A 17,940-nucleotide genomic window follows, 5' to 3' on the forward strand; every position below is an offset into this window, starting at 1 on the left:
AATTGTTTAAATTTTTTTTAAAGATAAATTAACCTTGTGAACAAAAAATTTAAAGAAGTGGCATAAGATGTAATCGATTAATAATATTGCTTATATCTATTAATAAATTTTTTTAGCTATTATTAATCGTATTTATTTAACGAATGGACAATAAAAAAGCACCATATTCGGTGCTTTTTATTTTAATTTTAGGCAAATTTTATTTTTTCAAATTTGCAATTTTTGCACGAATATTTGCAGCACGTTCAGATGAAGAAGGATGTGTACTTAAAATAGAAGCATCTCCACCACCTAATTTTTCAAATGCTGTTGCAAGACCTGCTGGATTGATTTTTTTCTTCACTAAGAAATCAAAAGAGTAGTTATCTGCATCTTTTTCTTGGCTTTGTGAGAATTGAGAATTAATAACAGCAGCAGCTAAATCTCCCAATTGAGAGTTAGAGATTGAGGCTAATGTAGAATTACCTGATGCAGCAGCTGCATCACGTGCGAACTCAGTTGCATAAGCTACTTGCATTGCTTTTTTACTATGACCTAAAGCAACGTGACCTAATTCATGACCTAAAACGCCTTGAATTTCATTATCAGTCATCATATCCATCAAGCCGCTATAAACACGAACACAACCATTCGCCATTGCCCATGCGTTCACTTCCTTGGTGATATAGACTTTGTATGAAATAGGTGTACCGTTTAAATTATTGCCAAGTTTTTTAGCAATTCTTTTTAAACGTTTAGAATAAGCACTGTTAGCTGGAGCAATCTTAGATTGGGCATCCATTTGAGCACATGATTGCGCACTTAATGATTTAACTTCGCTATCACTAAGTGTTGCAGCTTTAAGCCCTTTCATCCCAAGATCTGTTAAACCATCTACACTCATGCTTTTACAACCTACTAAAGACATTGCAGCCACAAGAGGAAGAGCAACAAGCAATGTTTTTTGATGTTTTTTCATACTTTTTTCCTTATATAAATAATAATACATATTTCACTAACTTACGTTAGCTAAAACAAATTTTAACTGAACTTTAATAATAATCAATAAATAATTGCTTGCTTAGTCATATTATGAGATTTAGACTAGTCCCTATTTTTTCAGGTACGATAATTATGCAGCTATCCGATTTTGATTTTTTTCTTCCGAAAGAACTTATTGCAAAGCACCCTTCTCAAACCAGAAGTGACTGTCGACTTTTATCTTTAAATGGTCATACAGGAAAGATTGAACACGGAATTTTCACCGATATTATCAATAAAATTAATCCCGGTGATTTACTTGTTTTTAATAATACTAAAGTTATTCCTGCCCGTTTATTTGGTAAAAAAGTATCGGGAGGAAAAATTGAAATTTTAGTTGAACGAATTTTGAATGATAATCGTGCCCTTGCCCATATAAAAGCATCAAAATCACCTAAAGAAGGTACCGAACTTTTATTAGGAGATGATGATTCAATTAAAGTGATTATGGTGGCAAGACATGATACTTTATTTGAACTTCAATTTCCTGATGATGTATTGACTATTTTAAATAAAATTGGTCATATTCCTTTACCTCCTTATATTGATCGCCCTGATGATGAACAAGACCGTGAAGTTTATCAAACTGTTTACAGTAAAGTGCCAGGTGCGGTTGCTGCACCTACTGCTGGGCTTCATTTCGATGAACCATTGTTAGAAAAATTGAAAGATAAAGGCGTTGAAATGGCTTTTGTTACTTTGCATGTTGGTGCAGGTACATTTCAGCCCGTAAGAGTTGAAAATATTGAATCGCATATAATGCATGCCGAGTATGCAGAAGTCCCCGAAACCGTCGTTGAGGCAGTGTTAGCGTGTAAAGCTCGTGGTAATAAAGTCATTGCCGTGGGCACAACATCGGTTAGAGCACTTGAAAGTGCCGCCCAAAAAACAGGCACTATTGCGCCTTTTTTTGCCGACACTCAGATTTTTATTTATCCCGGCTACCAATTTAATGTGATCGATGCATTAATCACAAATTTTCATTTACCCGAATCGACTTTAATTATGTTAGTTTCAGCCTTTGCTGGTTATGAAAATACAATGAATGCTTATCAACAAGCCGTTAACGAAAAATATCGTTTTTTTAGCTATGGTGATGCGATGTTTATTACAGGCAAACAAATTTAATTGGCGAGTTTTTAAAATTTGCCAATCAAAGTAGTAACCATTTACCCATTAATTGGCAAACTAAGAAAACGTTATTACTTAATATTCTTCAGTTTTTGTGAAATATGATTAATTCGTTTTGATATTGCAGGATGCGATGTTAGATCGACGTCATTATGTACCGGCATTTTCATGAGCATGCTAATAAGTGCGGTAGGGTTTAATTTTTGTTTACGTAATATCTCAATTGCATAATTATCTGCATCAATTTCATTTTGCTGAGCGGTCTCCTTTTTTATCATCACAACAGTCTTATTCGCTTTATCATAAATTTCAATATAAGGGGCATGTTGGAATGAGTTTATCGCATGTTTTAGCGCAATGTGCCCTTGTTCATGAGCAATTACCGCCAATAACTCATCATCGGATAATTGTTTAATTAACCCACTGTTTAGGCGTATACAACCACTTGCTGATGACCAAGCATTAGGCGTTGTATTGAGATAAACTTTATAATTTAATTGAATATTATTAATTGTGTTAGGCAGATATTGAATAAGGCGATTAAGTCGTTGACTTATTGCATGATCATTAGCAAGAACAATAGATTGTTTATCTTCATCACGACAAATTTGTTCATTAAATTTTAGGATATCCTGCTCAGATAACGCCTCAATTTGTTGAGAAGAAAGAATAAATTGCGGTTGATTAAGTTGGCTTTGACAACCTGTTATCATGAATAAAATTAAAAATGATAATGATAAAATAATGTATTTCAAAATTTTTAAAATCTCTCCAAATGTTGTCTATTGTAAGTGATCACGATAAACTAGGCGCCGAAATTTAGTAATACGACGACGTATTATATCAATAATTTGCGCCAAACTGTTTATTTGGTCGCACGAGGTTAACAAAATATGAAATTTGAATTAGACAATACAGACGGACTTGCTCGTCGAGGACGTATGAAATTCGATCGCCGTGGCGTCGAATACACCGTTGAAACCCCAGCATTCATGCCTGTTGGTACATATGGTACCGTAAAAGGGATGACACCTGAAGAAGTCGCCGCAACTGGTGCCCAAATCTTATTAGGTAATACCTTTCATCTATGGTTACGACCAGGGCAAGAGATTATGCGTAAACATGGTGATTTACATGATTTTATGCAATGGCATGGTCCTATTTTAACCGATTCTGGTGGGTTTCAAGTTTTTAGTTTAGGTGATATTCGCAAAATTAAAGAAGAAGGCGTTTATTTTCGTAATCCAATTAATGGCGATTCGATCTTTTTATCCCCTGAAATTTCAATGGAAATTCAATACGATCTTGGTTCTGATATTGTGATGATTTTTGATGAATGTGCGCCTTTTCCTGCGGAGTGGGACTATGTCAAAAAATCGATGGAAATGTCATTACGTTGGGCAAAACGAAGCCGTCAACGTTTTGATGAACTTGGTAATAAAAATGCATTATTCGGTATAGTTCAAGGTGGTATACATCAAGAATTACGTGACATATCCATTAAAGGATTAACCGAAATAGGCTTTGACGGATATGCTGTGGGTGGATTAGCCGTTGGTGAACCCAAAGCGGATATGCATCGTATCTTAGAAGGCACTTGCCCTCAATTACCGGCTGATAAACCACGTTATCTAATGGGCGTTGGCAAACCTGAAGATTTAGTTGAAGGCGTACGTCGTGGTATCGACATGTTTGACTGTGTCATGCCAACCCGAAATGCTCGTAATGGACATCTTTTTGTAACTAACGGCGTCATTAAGATTCGTAATGCCAAATATAAAGATGACACAACACCACTTGATCCTGAGTGTGATTGTTATACCTGTAAAAATTATACGAAATCTTATCTTCATCATTTAGATAAATGTGGTGAAATTTTAGGTGCTCGACTCAACACTATTCACAATTTACGCTATTATCAACGTTTAATGGCAGAGATTCGAGAAGCGGTTGCTAACAAACGTTATGAAGAATTTGTTACCGAATTTTATCAACGTATTGGCAAAACACCTGCCCCTTTCACAAAATAAAAAATTATCATCATAATTTTTAGGGGAAACTCTTGACACATCGAGGTTAGCGCAGTATTATGCGCATCCTAACGGCGAGTAGCGCAGCTTGGTAGCGCAACTGGTTTGGGACCAGTGGGTCGGAGGTTCGAATCCTCTCTCGCCGACCAATTTCAAAAAAAAGCCTGCTCAATGAGTAGGCTTTTTTGTTATTCGCTTCCGTATAAAGGATGAGAACCGACGGAGGTTCGAGCCGAGCGTAGCGAGACAACGTTGCTTTAGCAACGACCCGAAGGGCGAGCATGAAATGCGAGTCATCCTCTCTCGCCGACCAATTTTTAGAAAAAGCCTGCTCATTGAGTAGGCTTTTTTATTATTCGCTTCAGTTTAAAGGATGAGAACCGACAGAGGTTCGAGCCGAGCGTAGCGAGACAACGTTGCTTTAGCAACGACCCGAAGGGCGAGCATGAAATGCGAGTCATCCTCTCTCGCCGACCAATTTCAAAAAAAAGCCTGCTCATTGAGTAGGCTTTTTGCTATCAGCATTTTAAAAATAAAAATTGCGTCTTATATTCTCTTACTTAACACAAACAACTATAAACTTACTCATGATTGAATCACTTGAACTAATGGAGATAATTTTAGCTCCCCCCAAATCTGTGTTCTTATTTAATTGATGTGATATCAACGTCACTATATATTTTCCAATTTGTTTGGAAAGTAATGCGACAATTGTTAATGGTGGTAAGCTCACTTCACTAAATTCATTATTATTTCCATTTTTTTTTCTTTTTTAAATACTCTTTTGGGCTTTCTAACCAAGATATTGGAAAAGGATAAATAATTAGAAATATACAGGCTGATAATAAAAGAAGACCATAATCTTGATTAGAACGCACGATACGTTCAAGTTTACATACAATTATAATTTGAACAGCTAAAGCAACATAATTGAAAACCAACATGATACGCCTTTGCCATTTTAACTTTTTATTATAATGATAATCACTTACTGTATATTTTCTAAAACGATAAGAAATCATAATAGGCAAAATTGAGAAAAAGTAATACGCAATGTAAATCAATATAATCATCTATGTTATTTTTCTAATTGTTAATGGTGGAAAGCTCACTTCACTAAATTCATTATTATTTCCATTTTTTTTTCTTTTTTAAATACTCTTTTGGGCTTTCTACCCAGGATATTGAAAAAAAATTATAAATAATTAAAAATATATATGCTGATAATGCAAGAGGACCATAATCTTCATTAGAACGAGCGATACGTTCAAGTTCACATGCAATTATAATTTGAATAACCAGAACAATATAATGGAAAACCAACATGATACGCCTTTGCCATTTCAAACGTTTGTTATAGTGATAATCACTTACTGTATATTTTCTAAAACGATAAGCAATAATAATAGGTATAATTGAAAAAAAGTAATACGCAATGTAAATCAATATAATCATCTATGTTATTTTTCTAATTGTTAATGGTGGAAAGCTCACTTCACTAAATTCATATCATTTCCATTTTTTTTTCTTTTTTATATACTCTTTTGGGCTTTCTAACCACCCTATGCTAAAAATGTAAATACAAATAAATACTCCTGATGAGATAATTAAAAGCTCAAAGTCAGAACTATAACTATGGATTGTTTTTCTTTGTCCAGCAATAAACGCCTCGAAAAAAGCAACGATATAACTTAAAACCAACATAATGCGCCTTTGCCATTTCAACTTTTTATTATTTTGAAAATCACTTATCGTATATTTTCTAAAACGATAAGCAATAATAATAGGCATAATTGAAATAAAGTAATACGCAATGTAAATCAATATAATCATCTATGTTATTTTTCTAGTCGTTAATGGTGGAAAGCTTACTTCACTAAATTCATTATTATTTCCATTTTTTTTTCTTTTTTAAATACTCTTTTGGGCTTTCTAACCAGGATATTGGAAAAGGATAAATAATTAGAAATATACATGCTGATAAAAAAAGAAGAACATAATCTTGATTAGAACGAACAATACGTTCAAGTTTACATGCAATTATAATTTGAACGACTGAAGCAACATAATTAAAAACCAACATGATACGCCTTTGCCATTTCAACTTTTTATTATTTTGAAAATCACTTATCGTATATTTTCTAAAACGATAAGCAATAATAATAGGCATAATTGAAATAAAGTAATACGCAATGTAAATCAATATAATCATCTGTGTTATTTTTCTAATTGTTAATGGTGGAAAGCTCACTTCACTAAATTCATATCATTTCCATTTTTTTTTCTTTTTTAAATACTCTTTCGGGCTTTCTAACCACCCTATGCTAAAAATATAAATACAAGTAAAAACTCCTGATGAGAAAAGTAAAAGCTCATAGTCAGAATTATAGTTATGGATTGCTTTTCTTTGCCCGACAATAAACGCCTCGAAAAAAGCAACGATATAACTTAAAACCAACATAATGCGCCTTTGCCATTTCAACTTTTTATTATATTGAAAATCACTTATCGTATATTTTCTAAAACGATAAGCAATAATAATAGGTATAATTGAAAAAAAGTAATACGCAATGTAAATCAATATAATCATCTTAGTTATTTTTCTAGTCGTTAATGATGGAAAGCTTACTTTACTAAATTCATTATTATTTCCATTTTTTTTTCTTTTTTAAGTACTCTTTTGGACTTTCTAACCAAGATATTGGAAAGCTATAAATAATTAGAAATATTAAAGCTGATAATAAAAGAGGACCATAATCTTCATTAGAACGAACTATAATTTTAAGTTTACCTATAATTATAATTTGAACAGCTAAAGCAACATAATTGAAAACCAACATGATACGCCTTTGCCATTTCAAACGTTTATTATAATGATAATCACTTACTGTATATTGTCTAAAACGATAAGAAATCATAATAGGCATAATTGAAAAAAAGTAATACGCAATATAAATCAATATAATCATCTTAGTTATTTTTCTAGTCGTTAATGATGGAAAGCTTACTTCACTAAATTCATTATTATTTCCATTTTTTTTTCTTTTTTAAATACTCTTTTGGGCTTTCCACCCAGGATATTGAAAAAAAGTTATAAATAATTAAAAATATACATGCTGATAATAAAAGAGGACCATAATCTTGATTAGAACGAACGATACGTTCAAGTTTACATGCAATTATAACTTGAATAACCAGAGCAATATAATGGAAAACCAACATGATACGCCTTTGCCATTTCAAACGTTTGTTATAGTGATAATCACTTACTGTATATTTTCTAAAACGATAAGCAATAATAATAGGTATAAATGAAAAAAAGTAATACGTAATGTAAATCAAGATAATCATCTGTTTTATTCCTCTTATTCCATAGATTCATCTTCAATATGGCCATCAAAATATTGCCGATATGTAGTACCATCCAAGCGCGTGCACAATGAATAATTAGATTGATCATCTGCATCAGATTCATTACCTGTAACACGTATTACTATTGCACAACTATCTACAATTTTCTCTATATTATCAATCTTTTCTGGTTTTGAAATATATAGATTTGTCTCACTACTTTCATTGTCTTTAACTAATATATTTTCAGCTTCTTCATAAATTTTATATAATGATATAACATCACTCAATATTTCAGAACCTAACAACCATTTATTCATCTGTCTAAATGCTTGTATCAAATCCTTTCTACCATAATGAAATAATTTGAATTTCGTTGAATTAGCACGATTGTATTGATTAATAGCAAAACTTTTATCAATTTTAGGAACTAATTTAAGTTTACCATGTAAAGATATACCTATATCAACTAAATCATAAGCTAAAGAACCTGTCTCTTTAGACATTCCTAATCCTACTGCCGCATCTTGATACGCAGATTTTAAAAAACCATCCTCGCCGGTAACCCCTTCTTGAATACTATTAACACCATGCGCGGCAACAAATGTGCCAAGTATACAACCCACACCAGTTGTACACATTGCCCCTCCCATCACTATCAAGCCTGCACCACCTAAAACACTTAATCCCCGACCTAGCCAGTGTAGACTTTGATCCCATAAACTTTTTTCTTCAGATTTTATCGCTTTTGAGCCTTGTTCATAACTCATCGCTCCGCTTTCGACTTGATTTACAATGTGCGTGGCGAAATTATCTATATCATCAATAAAATCTTGTTTTATATTGTCATGGTAAAGGTGTTTTTCACAAACTTCATGCGCACAATCAAGTAAATTTTGAGCGTCAAGACGAATCTTTGTTTTATCTTCATTTGATGCGACTAATGAATTAATTTGTGTGGGAATCTCAGTTTGCGAGATTGTTGAAAATGTATTATTAATAGGTTTTGACTTATTTGTATAATTGGGGGTTGCCACATCAACAAATATCAGACTTTTGGTCGCAATAATTCGATTAACACCTAAAGGCCGACAACCACAAGCAACAATACACCCATCATAAGCAGCTGGCTTACCATCAATGATTAATTTATCGGTCGCCTCAATAATTTTTCCAGAACCTTTACACTTAGGACATGTTGCATAATCGCCTAAACATGCTATGCCATCATGATGGTTAAAACCTCGAACTGACGACGAAATAACTTTACCACCAGTTGTAGTATTATCACCCATTACAGCAATTTTTTTACTCATTACAACATCTCAACTTAACAAATTCTTAACAATTAATACTATATCATATAAATCAAAAAATAAACTAAAAAAACTTTAATTATGTGATTTTTATAGCAATAAATTTATTTTAATTTACCAAAACATAACACAATAACTCATTTACATTACCTGTTTTTACATAATTTTGCACCTTGGTATAAGAAGAAATCTAAATCTCAAAAATTAAAAAAACTTTTTTTAATATTTTGATTTATATCATATTTAGTAATTACTAACGTTAACTTTAATATTGACTGTTATCTATTCAAAAACTGTGAAATGAATTTAAGTTTGCTATCAATCAAGTGGAAGATTGTTTAAGCTGTTATTTAATCATGATTATCGATATAATATTAATACTCTAAAAAAATACGAGTTATCCATTCACTAAAAATGTTATCTGTATCACAAAACAGAAAATTTTTATTTTAACTTTGATAGCGCTATCACATTTCTATTATTTTTTAATTTCTATTATTGTGCAGTATGTTAATTTTTTGAAAAAATATTAATTTTATATCGGTTTTAATGGAGGAAAAATGTTAGGTAAATGGTTAACCAGCCAAACAGTCAATATTATTGATTCGGTTAAAGACTGGAAAGAAGCGATACAACTTTGTGCAACACCATTATTAAAAAATAATGCTATTTCACAAAATTACGTGGATGCTATTTTTCAGTTACACGAATCAATAGGACCTTACTACGTTTTGGCACCCGGTATTGCTATGCCACATGCCAGACCTGAACAAGGAGTAAATCAGTTAGGATTATCAATGCTGTTAGTGAAACAAGGTGTAAAATTCAATTCAGAAGATAATGACCCCGTTTATTTAGTGACTTTATTAGCGGCCAATGATAGCACCAGTCACATTGAAATGTTAACGCAATTAGCAACACTTTTCGGTGAATCAAACGATATGCAGACTATTTTTAAAGCACAACATCGTGATGAAATCTTGGCTGTGATTAATCAATATTAAATTAAATAAAAATTAGTAAAAGGATAAACAATATGAAAATTATGGCAGTTTGTGGTTCAGGTCTTGGTAGTAGTTTTATGGTTGAAATGAATATCAAAAAAGTCCTAAAAAAATTAAATATTGATGCAGAAGTTACACATGCAGATTTAGCTTCAGCAACACCCGATCAAGCTGATCTGTTTGTCATGACAAAAGATTTAGCCACCAGTTCTGGGATTCCCGCCGACAAATTAGTGGTATTAAATAATATCATTGACATCAACGATTTAGAACAAAAACTGGTTGAGCATTTTGCCAAGAGCTGAGCAAATCTTTAAGGAGTTACTATGATTCAGGAAATAGTAAAATTTATTGTTGATATCCTAAAAGTACCTGCGGTGCTTGTTGGCTTAATCGCAATGGTAGGATTATTAGCTCAACGTAAATCATTTGCCGATACGGTAAAAGGAACCATTAAGACTATTTTAGGCTTTTTGGTATTAGGTGGTGGTGCAACAGTACTTATTAGCGCAATTACACCATTAGGTATCATGTTTGAACAGGCTTTTAAACTTCAAGGAATCGTTCCTAATAATGAAGCTATTGTATCCATGGCATTAAATGAGTATGGCACAGCAACGGCATTAATTATGGCGTTTGGTATGATTGCCAATATTGTTGTTGCTCGATTTACGCGATTAAAATTCATCTTTCTAACCGGTCATCATACTTTTTATATGGCTTGTATGATTAGTATTATTCTAACCGTCTCAGGGTTTCAAGGTTGGCAATTAGTCTTCACCGGCGCACTGGTTTTAGGGTTAATTATGGCGTTTTTCCCTGCTTTAGCTCAACCACAAATGCGCAAAATTACCGGTAACGATGACGTTGCATTCGGTCACTTTGGTACGCTAGGTTATGTTTTAGCTGGTTGGCTGGGTAAGGCCGTAGGCAAAGGCTCCCGTTCAACCGAAGAGATGAGTTTGCCAAAAAACTTAAGTTTTTTACGTGACAGCTCAATTTCGATCTCTTTAACGATGATGATTATCTATCTAATTTTAGCCATATTTGCCGGTTCAGATTATGTTGAAAGCAATCTTAGCAATAAAGATAATTATTTAGTTTATGCCATTATTATGGCGATTACTTTTGCAGCAGGTGTCTTTATTATACTACAAGGTGTACGTTTAATACTTGCTGAAATTGTCCCTGCATTTACAGGATTTTCAGAAAAATTAGTCCCGAATGCTAAACCCGCTTTAGATTGCCCTGTCGTATTTCCTTATGCCCCTAATGCGGTATTGATTGGCTTTTTATTTAGCTTTTTGGGTGGTTTAGTGGGATTATTTGTTTTAGGACAACTCAACGCTGTACTTATTTTACCGGGTGTGGTTCCACATTTCTTCTGTGGTGCAACTGCTGGGGTATTTGGTAATGCAATGGGCGGACGTCGAGGTGCAATGCTTGGTGCATTTGCTAATGGTTTATTAGTGACATTTTTACCCGTGGTATTGTTACCTGTATTAGGATCACTTGGTTTTGCCAATACCACGTTTTCTGATGTCGATTTTTGTGGTGTAGGCATTTTACTAGGTAATATGGCAAAATGGTTTAATAAAGATGTTATCATGATGATTATTGTTGCTATCTTTGCTTTATTAGTTGTGTATAACTATGTGGCTAAACCAAAAAGCGATAGCCATAATGATTAATGTACAACCTTATAATAGTTAAAATCTAATTTGCCAGACGACTCAGTCTGGCAATATCATAAAAATAGTCATTAATAGTTATTTTTCAAAGGAATAAAAAATGAATGATAACCAACAAAATGGAATTTATGTCACTGAAGATATTTATCTAAAAACCGCAACGACTCATTATGCCAATGCGTTATATCATATTATTGATTCAAATCGTGTTTTGTTCAGTCAATTTATGGCATGACCAAACTTTGTCAAATGTGAGTCAGATACGGCTAACTTTTTAGCAGATTGTTTTATCAAACATCAACAAGATGAAACTAAAACCTATGTCATTTTAAATAATAACATACCAGTTGGATTACTTTCCTTTAATCACATTGATAAAAGTAATAAAACAGCCTATATAGGCTATTGGCTAGATAGCAAAGCACAAGGAAGGGGTATTATTACACAAGCTATCCAAGCACTCACACATTATTATGCGATAAAAAAACTTATTAAACGTTTTGTCATTAAATGTTCTGTCACTAATTTAAAAAGTAATCAAGTCGCTAAGCGTTGTGGTTTTGATTATGAAGGAACACTTAAACAAGCAGAATATCTTAATGGCACCTATTATGATCAAAATATTTATAGCTTAATTTCAAGTTATATCTAAGTTTAAAAAAAATAAACCGACAATTGCCGGTTTATTGAATGTATATATAAAAATGATATAACTATCAACCAATAATGCTTGTTTTCAACGCATCATATAACCATATACTATTAATGTCGCAATGACGATTAAAGATGCACAAGCAATAAAATATTGTGTTTTGATACGGTATTTTTTCATTTCACCAAGCGAAAGCTCTTTATTATGATTTTTTTTGTGATAATAGTAATACAAAGGTAACCCAATCAACGTCAAACAGATTGAAGCAATCCCATTTACAGTTTGATAAATCAACATACCATAAATTACGTAAGCTGCTCCACTTATGGCCACGATAGGAATAATAGGGTATCCAATAACTTTGTAAGGTCTTGGCACGTCAGCATATTTTTTTCTGGCAATCATCACACCGATAAAAGTCAGTAGATAAAATACCCAAATCGCAAACATCGAAATCTCAGATAACCGATCAGCATCTAGCAAGATCGAATATAAAAATGAAAAAATAACCAAGACAATAATGGCATTAACTGGAGAACGACTATCCTCATCAATAGTACTTAAAAAACGCGCCCCAATAATCGTGCCTCGCTCAGCCATACTAAAAATAGTTCGAGATAACGTCATGATGTAACCATTAATGCCACCAAGAATTGAGACCATAATACCAACGGCAACCAAGTTTCCACCAAATTCTCCAAACATGCGCTGTGAAGCCACCGCAGATGCATCATGTCCAAGCGTAACCATTTCTTTTACAGGAAATATTTTAAATAATGCAATATTAATACATGCATAAACTATTACTAAAAATATAATGCCTAGGATAATGGCTTTGGGTAACACTTTTGATGGATTTCGGATTTCGCCCGCTACAGAGGCGACTTGCGCCCAACCGTCATAAGCAAATAGTGTCGCAAGAATGGCAACCGCAAAAGGTGCGTAGGTTTCAATACCTTGTCCACTTGCACTAAATACGGCAACTTGTCCATTACCTTTCCAAAGTCCAAAGATAGCTAATAAAAGGATAGGTACAAGTTTACAAATCGTTGCTATGGTTTGTAAGTAACCGGCCTCTTTAACACCAATGGCATTAATCAAGGCGATGAAGCCTAACACCCCTGCACTAACCGCCATGCGATAAGTATCATCAATATTAAATAACAAGCAAAAAACAGAGCTAAAATAGCCAACAAGTGCCCCTACCAATGAAGGTGCAAAAAGTACGGTAATCATCCAACCATAAAGATGAGATACTTTTGCGCCATATATTTTTTCTAAATAGACTAACATTCCTCCAGTTTTAGGAAACATCACCCCTAATTCACATAATGTTAGCCCACCACAAATAGAAAAAACACCACCAATTATCCACGCTAGTAATGCATAATTATAATCACCAGCGACTTCTAACACTGCGGGTGGTTTCATAAAAGCCCCTGCTCCTAGAACCATACCGACAACCAGTGATAATGCAGAAACTAGACCAAGATCTTTCCGCAATTTATTTTCTAAATTGTGATCTGACATAAACGTCCTCTTTGAGTAATAATAATGTATTTGGGAAAATTTATTTATAATAGAAGTTTATGAATAAAACACAAGAAAGAATACTGTTAACTATCTGAAAAAGAATTAAATTCATACAAATTATGGGATTTTTACTTTATGAATAAAAAAAGTCAGCATTAAGCTGACTTAAACATACAAGTCGAAACCATTTACGTCCTTTTCTTCATTTTCATATCAATGACCATACGCCCTTGAATTTTTCCTGCTTTCATTTCATCGATCATATCGTTGATATCTTCTAATGGTCTTTTTTCTACGATTGGGACAACTTTTCCTTCTGCGCTAAATTGAAATGCTTCAGCAAGATCTTCCCGGGTACCTACAAGCGAGCCTAAAACTTGAATACCATCTAATACTGTTTTAGGAATACTTAAATCCATTGTTTCAGACGGCAAACCCAGTGCCACAACACGCCCTAAAGGACGAACAGATTCAACAGCCTGATTAAAACCGGTTTTAGTCACAGACGTTACTACAGCGCCATGCGCACCACCGCCCGTATGTTGTTTGATATATGCCCCCACATCCGCTACTTTTTTAGGATTAACCACTAAATCTGCGCCCAGTTTTTTACACAATTCTAATTGACTGTCACTATTACTAATTGCCACCACTTTGTTATTAAATACTTTTTTACCATACTCAACTGCCAATGTACCTAAGCCACCAATACCAAATACAGCAAGCCATTGCCCCGGTTTTGTATCCGCAACTTTAATGCCTTTATAAGTGGTGACTCCGGCACACGTTACACTGGTTGCTTGAGCGGGGTCTAATCCTTCCGGAACTTTAACGGCATAATCAGCCTTAACAATACAAAATTCTGCCATACCTCCGTCAACGGTATAACCCGAATTCAATGCACTACGACAGAATGTCTCATTACCTGATATACAATATTCACAAGTCCCACAACCTGCATGAAACCAAGCAATACTTACCCTGTCGCCGACTTTTAAACTTTTTACATCAGGTGCAATTTTAGTCACAATACCGACACCCTCATGACCAATTACTCTCCCCGGCTTTTTACCAAAATCGCCCGAAGCAACATGAAGATCCGTGTGGCAAAGACCGCAATATTCTACTTCAACTAAAGCTTCGCCTGCTTCTAATGGACGAATTGGGATATCTTTAATGTCGACTTGACCATCGCACGTATTTCTTATAACAGCAGCTTTCATTTCTTTCTCCTGAATAATTAAAATTTAATTCATATTTGTATTTATTTTAATCTTATTTTTATGAAAAAATATGCGCAGCTTCAAAGTTTTAAAAAATTTTATATCCTATTTGATATATTGATATTGCATAGAAATATATAACAATAAATAATCTCACTATTGAGAATTTGCATTTTTATTTTAAATAGTAACGATTGATAAAGTATGAGTTATTTGTTTTGGGATTACTAATTAGTACAAAATATATAATATAAAAAATGAATGCATATTAGCGTTAATTTAGCTGCAATTGCATCATATTATTGAAAGATATTGACGATTGTTCTAAAAAATAATTTCAAAATATCACATTTTATGACTATCCAGAAAGGCAACTAATGAACTGATATTTAATCATTTTTAGCTTTAATCAAAACTAGCACTAAATGACTAATAAATCGTCACATAATAAATCTACAATGAAAAATCTTTTAAAATGGAGAGTTGTAAAATGGCTATAAAACGTATTTCTCGTGGCAAATTCACCCGTATGCAACAACTATCAAACCAAGACGGTATTATTGCGGCTTTAGCAATCGATCAGCGAGGTTCAATGGTTAAAATGATGGAAACCGCCGTTGGCAAAGATCGTTATCATGTTGATATGGTGTATGAATTCAAAGAGCTTGTTTCTCAAGAATTAACAAAATATGTCAGTGCAATTTTGTTAGATGAAGAGTATGGCTTTAAAGGTATGGCGAAAAAAAATCAAAATGCAGGTTTAATCATTTCATATGAAAAAACAGGCTATGATGCTAACACGCCAGGTCGATTACCTGACGTATTACCAGAAGACTCTTTGCAACGTTTATTGAAAAAAGGGGCTGATGCTGCCAAGGTTTTGGTCTATTACAACCCAGATGATCCACAAGATATTTTAGATAAAAAACATGCTTTTTTAGAACGAATTGGAGACGAAGCAAGAGCGGCTGATATTCCTCTTTTTGTTGAACCTATCGTGTATGATAACGCGGTGACAGATGATAAAAGTCCTGAATTTGCCAAAATCAAACCGCAAAAAGTGATCAATACCATTAAAGAATTCACGAAAAATCACTATTACATCGATGTTTTAAAAGTAGAAGTCCCCGTACTATTTAAACATGTTGAAGGCTTTAACGATAATAATGTTGTGGTTTATTCACAAAAACAAGCAGCGGATTATTTTAAACAAGCTAGCGATGCCGCCACTCGTCCTTTTATTTATTTAAGTGCTGGTGTTCCTACCAAAACATTCCATCAAGAGTTAATCTTTGCTGGTGAAAATGGTGCTAAATATAGCGGTATTTTAGGTGGTCGTGCCACTTGGTTTGAAGGTGTTGCCGTTTATGCGAAGGAAGGCAAAGAGGGATTAAAACGCTGGTTAGATACCATCGGACGGGAAAACGTTGAAGAACTCAATAAGATTTTAAAACAATATGCTACGCCATGGTATGACATATACGGCGGTAAAGACCACATTGAAATCATTGATCTTAAATTAGGTAATTAATCGATCTGTTTCAACATGCTAACAACAATTTATCATGTTGTTAGCATGGATTAATAATTGTGGCATTCCTATTATTCTAATTATTAACTCATTAACCTAGGTTAATGAGTTTTTTGCTTCAAAATATTAGCAATTATACGGCTTTGTCAAAAAATAGATTAACCTTACTCTGTTTTGACATCGATTCCAGATAAGCTTTAATGTTAGATGGAAAGGTCAAACTTTTTACACAAGTTAAATTACGTAATACAGGAAATAATAAGATATCATCTAACGATAAACGACCATTACAAGCAACTGAGGAAACAATCAGTGGTGCTAGTTTATCTAGAATCTTTGATACGGACATGACTAATTCATCGGTTTGTTCAAGACACTCATCAAATGAGCCTATTTTTTTGGTTTTATTAGCAACAAAATCATCAATTGCATGTTGTGTTGCAAATTCCGCTAAACCGAGTTTAATATAGCGAGGACACTCTAATTTATAATCATATTGTTGTAATTGCTTAATTAACGCTGATATTTCAGAAGATTGTGACCCAACTAAAATTGGTTTGTCTCCAAAATTATTGTCAATATAATGAACAATATCTAGACTTTCCGGCATATAGCTACCGTCATCTTTTTGCAAAATCGGAACCATTTTTTCGCCGATCATACTTTGAGGTGTTTTCGAATCATCACTAAGTAATATGTGCTCTTCAACTGGTATATTTTTCAAACCAAAAATCATTCTTGCTCGTGCACAGAAAGGACAATGTTCATAAATATATAGTTTCATTTTTATCTCCTTAAACGGTCAATACACCATAATAAGAAAGTTAATCCTCCAAATAATAATAGCACTTTACTCACATTATATAATGCTTTTATATAACCTATTTTATCAATATTGATAAATGGATATGGATATTGATGTGTAAAATAACCTCGAACGAAGATGTAAATAGCATACGTTATCATTGATAATATCGAACCAATAATAACTTTGGTGTTGATACGTCTGAATGGTCCCCAAATAAGCCAACTCAAAATACCTAATATAGGAATAACAACATGTAAACTTTCATTTGTAAATCGCAATAAACTATTTGGCGGCTGATGAATACCGCGTAAAATTGAGTTATAAATTATTGCGGTAATAATCACACCGACCAAACCATTTAACCGAATAACATTAAAGCTATAACGATTACAGTTAGGTTTAAAGGTTAAAAATAGACAACTTATCGCTAACATTAGATTGGAAAGAACAGTAAAAAAACTATAATAAAATATTATTCGACCAATCGGTGTACCCGGTTGCCATGGACGAAGTCGAGCATGCCAATAAACATATGTTTCAATACCAATGACAAATAAAGTATAAACAGCGATGAAAAGGTAAATGTTTCGCTTTAACATGTTAATACATCTAAAAATTTGATAAAACGATAAGTATATATTAAACCTATC

The 17,940-nt window shown here is 33.4% G+C and carries 21 protein-coding genes, 1 tRNA gene, 2 other RNA genes and 1 pseudogene; 11 read left to right on the plus strand and 14 right to left on the minus strand.

Translation table 11 applies throughout. From position 1 onward, the window contains the following. Positions 1 to 199: 199 nt before the first annotated feature. Positions 200 to 958 carry a M48 family metallopeptidase gene (locus GYM75_RS10475; RefSeq protein WP_220215896.1) on the minus strand — a complete coding sequence of 253 codons (759 nt, stop codon included), beginning with the start codon at positions 956 to 958 and terminating at the stop codon, positions 200 to 202. Between the two features lie 155 nt (positions 959 to 1,113). Here GYM75_RS10475 and queA point away from each other — a divergent pair, with 155 nt between their 5' ends. After that, positions 1,114 to 2,148, plus strand: coding sequence for a tRNA preQ1(34) S-adenosylmethionine ribosyltransferase-isomerase QueA (gene queA / locus GYM75_RS10480; protein ID WP_220215897.1), 1,035 nt, complete (start codon positions 1,114 to 1,116; stop codon positions 2,146 to 2,148). Positions 2,149 to 2,222: 74 nt separating this feature from the next. Here the strand turns inward: queA and GYM75_RS10485 are convergent, their stop codons facing one another. Further along, positions 2,223 to 2,906, minus strand: a complete 684-nt coding sequence (locus GYM75_RS10485; protein WP_220215898.1) for a M48 family metalloprotease — start codon at positions 2,904 to 2,906, stop codon at positions 2,223 to 2,225. 138 nt (positions 2,907 to 3,044) lie between these two features. On the opposite strand from GYM75_RS10485, the gene tgt reads away from it, so the two are divergent. From tgt to GYM75_RS10505, 4 genes are all read left to right on the plus strand, one after another. Beyond that, positions 3,045 to 4,181: a tRNA guanosine(34) transglycosylase Tgt gene (gene tgt, locus GYM75_RS10490; RefSeq protein ID WP_220215899.1), complete on the plus strand. Its 1,137-nt coding sequence runs from the start codon at positions 3,045 to 3,047 to the stop codon at positions 4,179 to 4,181. Between the two features lie 72 nt (positions 4,182 to 4,253). Next, a tRNA-Pro gene (locus tag GYM75_RS10495) sits at positions 4,254 to 4,330 on the plus strand. Positions 4,331 to 4,369: 39 nt separating this feature from the next. Then, positions 4,370 to 4,494, plus strand: a non-coding RNA gene (locus GYM75_RS10500) — RtT sRNA. 39 nt (positions 4,495 to 4,533) lie between these two features. After that, positions 4,534 to 4,658, plus strand: a non-coding RNA gene (locus tag GYM75_RS10505) — RtT sRNA. A gap of 272 nt (positions 4,659 to 4,930) precedes the next feature. Here GYM75_RS10505 and GYM75_RS10510 read toward each other — a convergent pair. The 8 genes from GYM75_RS10510 to GYM75_RS10545 form a co-directional block, all read right to left on the minus strand. Next, complete coding sequence (locus GYM75_RS10510) at positions 4,931 to 5,125, minus strand: hypothetical protein (RefSeq protein WP_220215900.1); 195 nt, start codon at positions 5,123 to 5,125, stop codon at positions 4,931 to 4,933. Between the two features lie 184 nt (positions 5,126 to 5,309). Continuing rightward, a complete protein-coding gene (locus GYM75_RS10515) occupies positions 5,310 to 5,636 on the minus strand; it encodes a hypothetical protein (protein WP_220215901.1) in 327 nt (108 codons plus the stop codon). Between the two features lie 54 nt (positions 5,637 to 5,690). After that, the gene (locus GYM75_RS10520) at positions 5,691 to 5,885 is read right to left on the minus strand and encodes a hypothetical protein (RefSeq protein ID WP_220215902.1); all 195 of its coding nucleotides are present in this window, start codon (positions 5,883 to 5,885) and stop codon (positions 5,691 to 5,693) included. A gap of 184 nt (positions 5,886 to 6,069) precedes the next feature. Next, positions 6,070 to 6,393, minus strand: a complete 324-nt coding sequence (locus GYM75_RS10525; RefSeq protein WP_220215903.1) for a hypothetical protein — start codon at positions 6,391 to 6,393, stop codon at positions 6,070 to 6,072. A 54-nt stretch (positions 6,394 to 6,447) separates the two neighbouring features. Then, positions 6,448 to 6,642, minus strand: coding sequence for a hypothetical protein (locus GYM75_RS10530; RefSeq protein WP_220215904.1), 195 nt, complete (start codon positions 6,640 to 6,642; stop codon positions 6,448 to 6,450). 184 nt (positions 6,643 to 6,826) lie between these two features. Next, positions 6,827 to 7,021 carry a hypothetical protein gene (locus GYM75_RS10535; RefSeq protein WP_220215905.1) on the minus strand — a complete coding sequence of 65 codons (195 nt, stop codon included), beginning with the start codon at positions 7,019 to 7,021 and terminating at the stop codon, positions 6,827 to 6,829. 184 nt (positions 7,022 to 7,205) lie between these two features. Continuing rightward, entirely contained in the window at positions 7,206 to 7,532 is a 327-nt protein-coding gene (locus tag GYM75_RS10540; protein WP_220215906.1) for a hypothetical protein, read from the minus strand. Between the two features lie 14 nt (positions 7,533 to 7,546). Next, positions 7,547 to 8,848 carry a PAAR domain-containing protein gene (locus GYM75_RS10545; RefSeq protein ID WP_220215907.1) on the minus strand — a complete coding sequence of 434 codons (1,302 nt, stop codon included), beginning with the start codon at positions 8,846 to 8,848 and terminating at the stop codon, positions 7,547 to 7,549. A 560-nt stretch (positions 8,849 to 9,408) separates the two neighbouring features. On the opposite strand from GYM75_RS10545, the gene GYM75_RS10550 reads away from it, so the two are divergent. From GYM75_RS10550 to GYM75_RS12450, 5 genes and pseudogenes are all read left to right on the plus strand, one after another. Next, positions 9,409 to 9,852 (plus strand): PTS sugar transporter subunit IIA, encoded by a 444-nt coding sequence (locus tag GYM75_RS10550; RefSeq protein WP_220215908.1) that lies wholly within the window; start codon positions 9,409 to 9,411, stop codon positions 9,850 to 9,852. A 32-nt stretch (positions 9,853 to 9,884) separates the two neighbouring features. Further along, a complete protein-coding gene (locus GYM75_RS10555; RefSeq protein WP_220215909.1) occupies positions 9,885 to 10,157 on the plus strand; it encodes a PTS sugar transporter subunit IIB in 273 nt (90 codons plus the stop codon). Between the two features lie 21 nt (positions 10,158 to 10,178). After that, positions 10,179 to 11,543, plus strand: a complete 1,365-nt coding sequence (locus GYM75_RS10560; protein WP_220215910.1) for a PTS ascorbate transporter subunit IIC — start codon at positions 10,179 to 10,181, stop codon at positions 11,541 to 11,543. A gap of 100 nt (positions 11,544 to 11,643) precedes the next feature. Beyond that, positions 11,644 to 11,778: a hypothetical protein gene (locus GYM75_RS12325; protein ID WP_255556767.1), complete on the plus strand. Its 135-nt coding sequence runs from the start codon at positions 11,644 to 11,646 to the stop codon at positions 11,776 to 11,778. A gap of 27 nt (positions 11,779 to 11,805) precedes the next feature. Continuing rightward, positions 11,806 to 12,195 (plus strand): annotated as a pseudogene (locus tag GYM75_RS12450) (GNAT family N-acetyltransferase); the annotation flags it as partial. A gap of 84 nt (positions 12,196 to 12,279) precedes the next feature. Here GYM75_RS12450 and GYM75_RS10570 read toward each other — a convergent pair. Further along, positions 12,280 to 13,725: an APC family permease gene (locus tag GYM75_RS10570; RefSeq protein ID WP_220215911.1), complete on the minus strand. Its 1,446-nt coding sequence runs from the start codon at positions 13,723 to 13,725 to the stop codon at positions 12,280 to 12,282. A 191-nt stretch (positions 13,726 to 13,916) separates the two neighbouring features. Continuing rightward, on the minus strand, positions 13,917 to 14,951 hold the full coding sequence (gene adhP / locus GYM75_RS10575) for an alcohol dehydrogenase AdhP (protein ID WP_220215912.1): 1,035 nt from the start codon (positions 14,949 to 14,951) through the stop codon (positions 13,917 to 13,919). 496 nt (positions 14,952 to 15,447) lie between these two features. Here adhP and GYM75_RS10580 point away from each other — a divergent pair, with 496 nt between their 5' ends. Continuing rightward, positions 15,448 to 16,482: a tagatose 1,6-diphosphate aldolase gene (locus GYM75_RS10580; protein ID WP_370632182.1), complete on the plus strand. Its 1,035-nt coding sequence runs from the start codon at positions 15,448 to 15,450 to the stop codon at positions 16,480 to 16,482. Positions 16,483 to 16,615: 133 nt separating this feature from the next. Here GYM75_RS10580 and grxB read toward each other — a convergent pair whose 3' ends face one another. Continuing rightward, entirely contained in the window at positions 16,616 to 17,266 is a 651-nt protein-coding gene (grxB, locus tag GYM75_RS10585) for a glutaredoxin 2 (protein ID WP_220215914.1), read from the minus strand. A gap of 2 nt (positions 17,267 to 17,268) precedes the next feature. Beyond that, on the minus strand, positions 17,269 to 17,889 hold the full coding sequence (locus GYM75_RS10590; RefSeq protein ID WP_220215915.1) for a Pr6Pr family membrane protein: 621 nt from the start codon (positions 17,887 to 17,889) through the stop codon (positions 17,269 to 17,271). Positions 17,890 to 17,940: the final 51 nt, after the last annotated feature.

Origin of the sequence: Gilliamella sp. ESL0441 (genome assembly GCF_019469185.1) — a bacterium.
Classification (GTDB): domain Bacteria; phylum Pseudomonadota; class Gammaproteobacteria; order Enterobacterales; family Orbaceae; genus Gilliamella.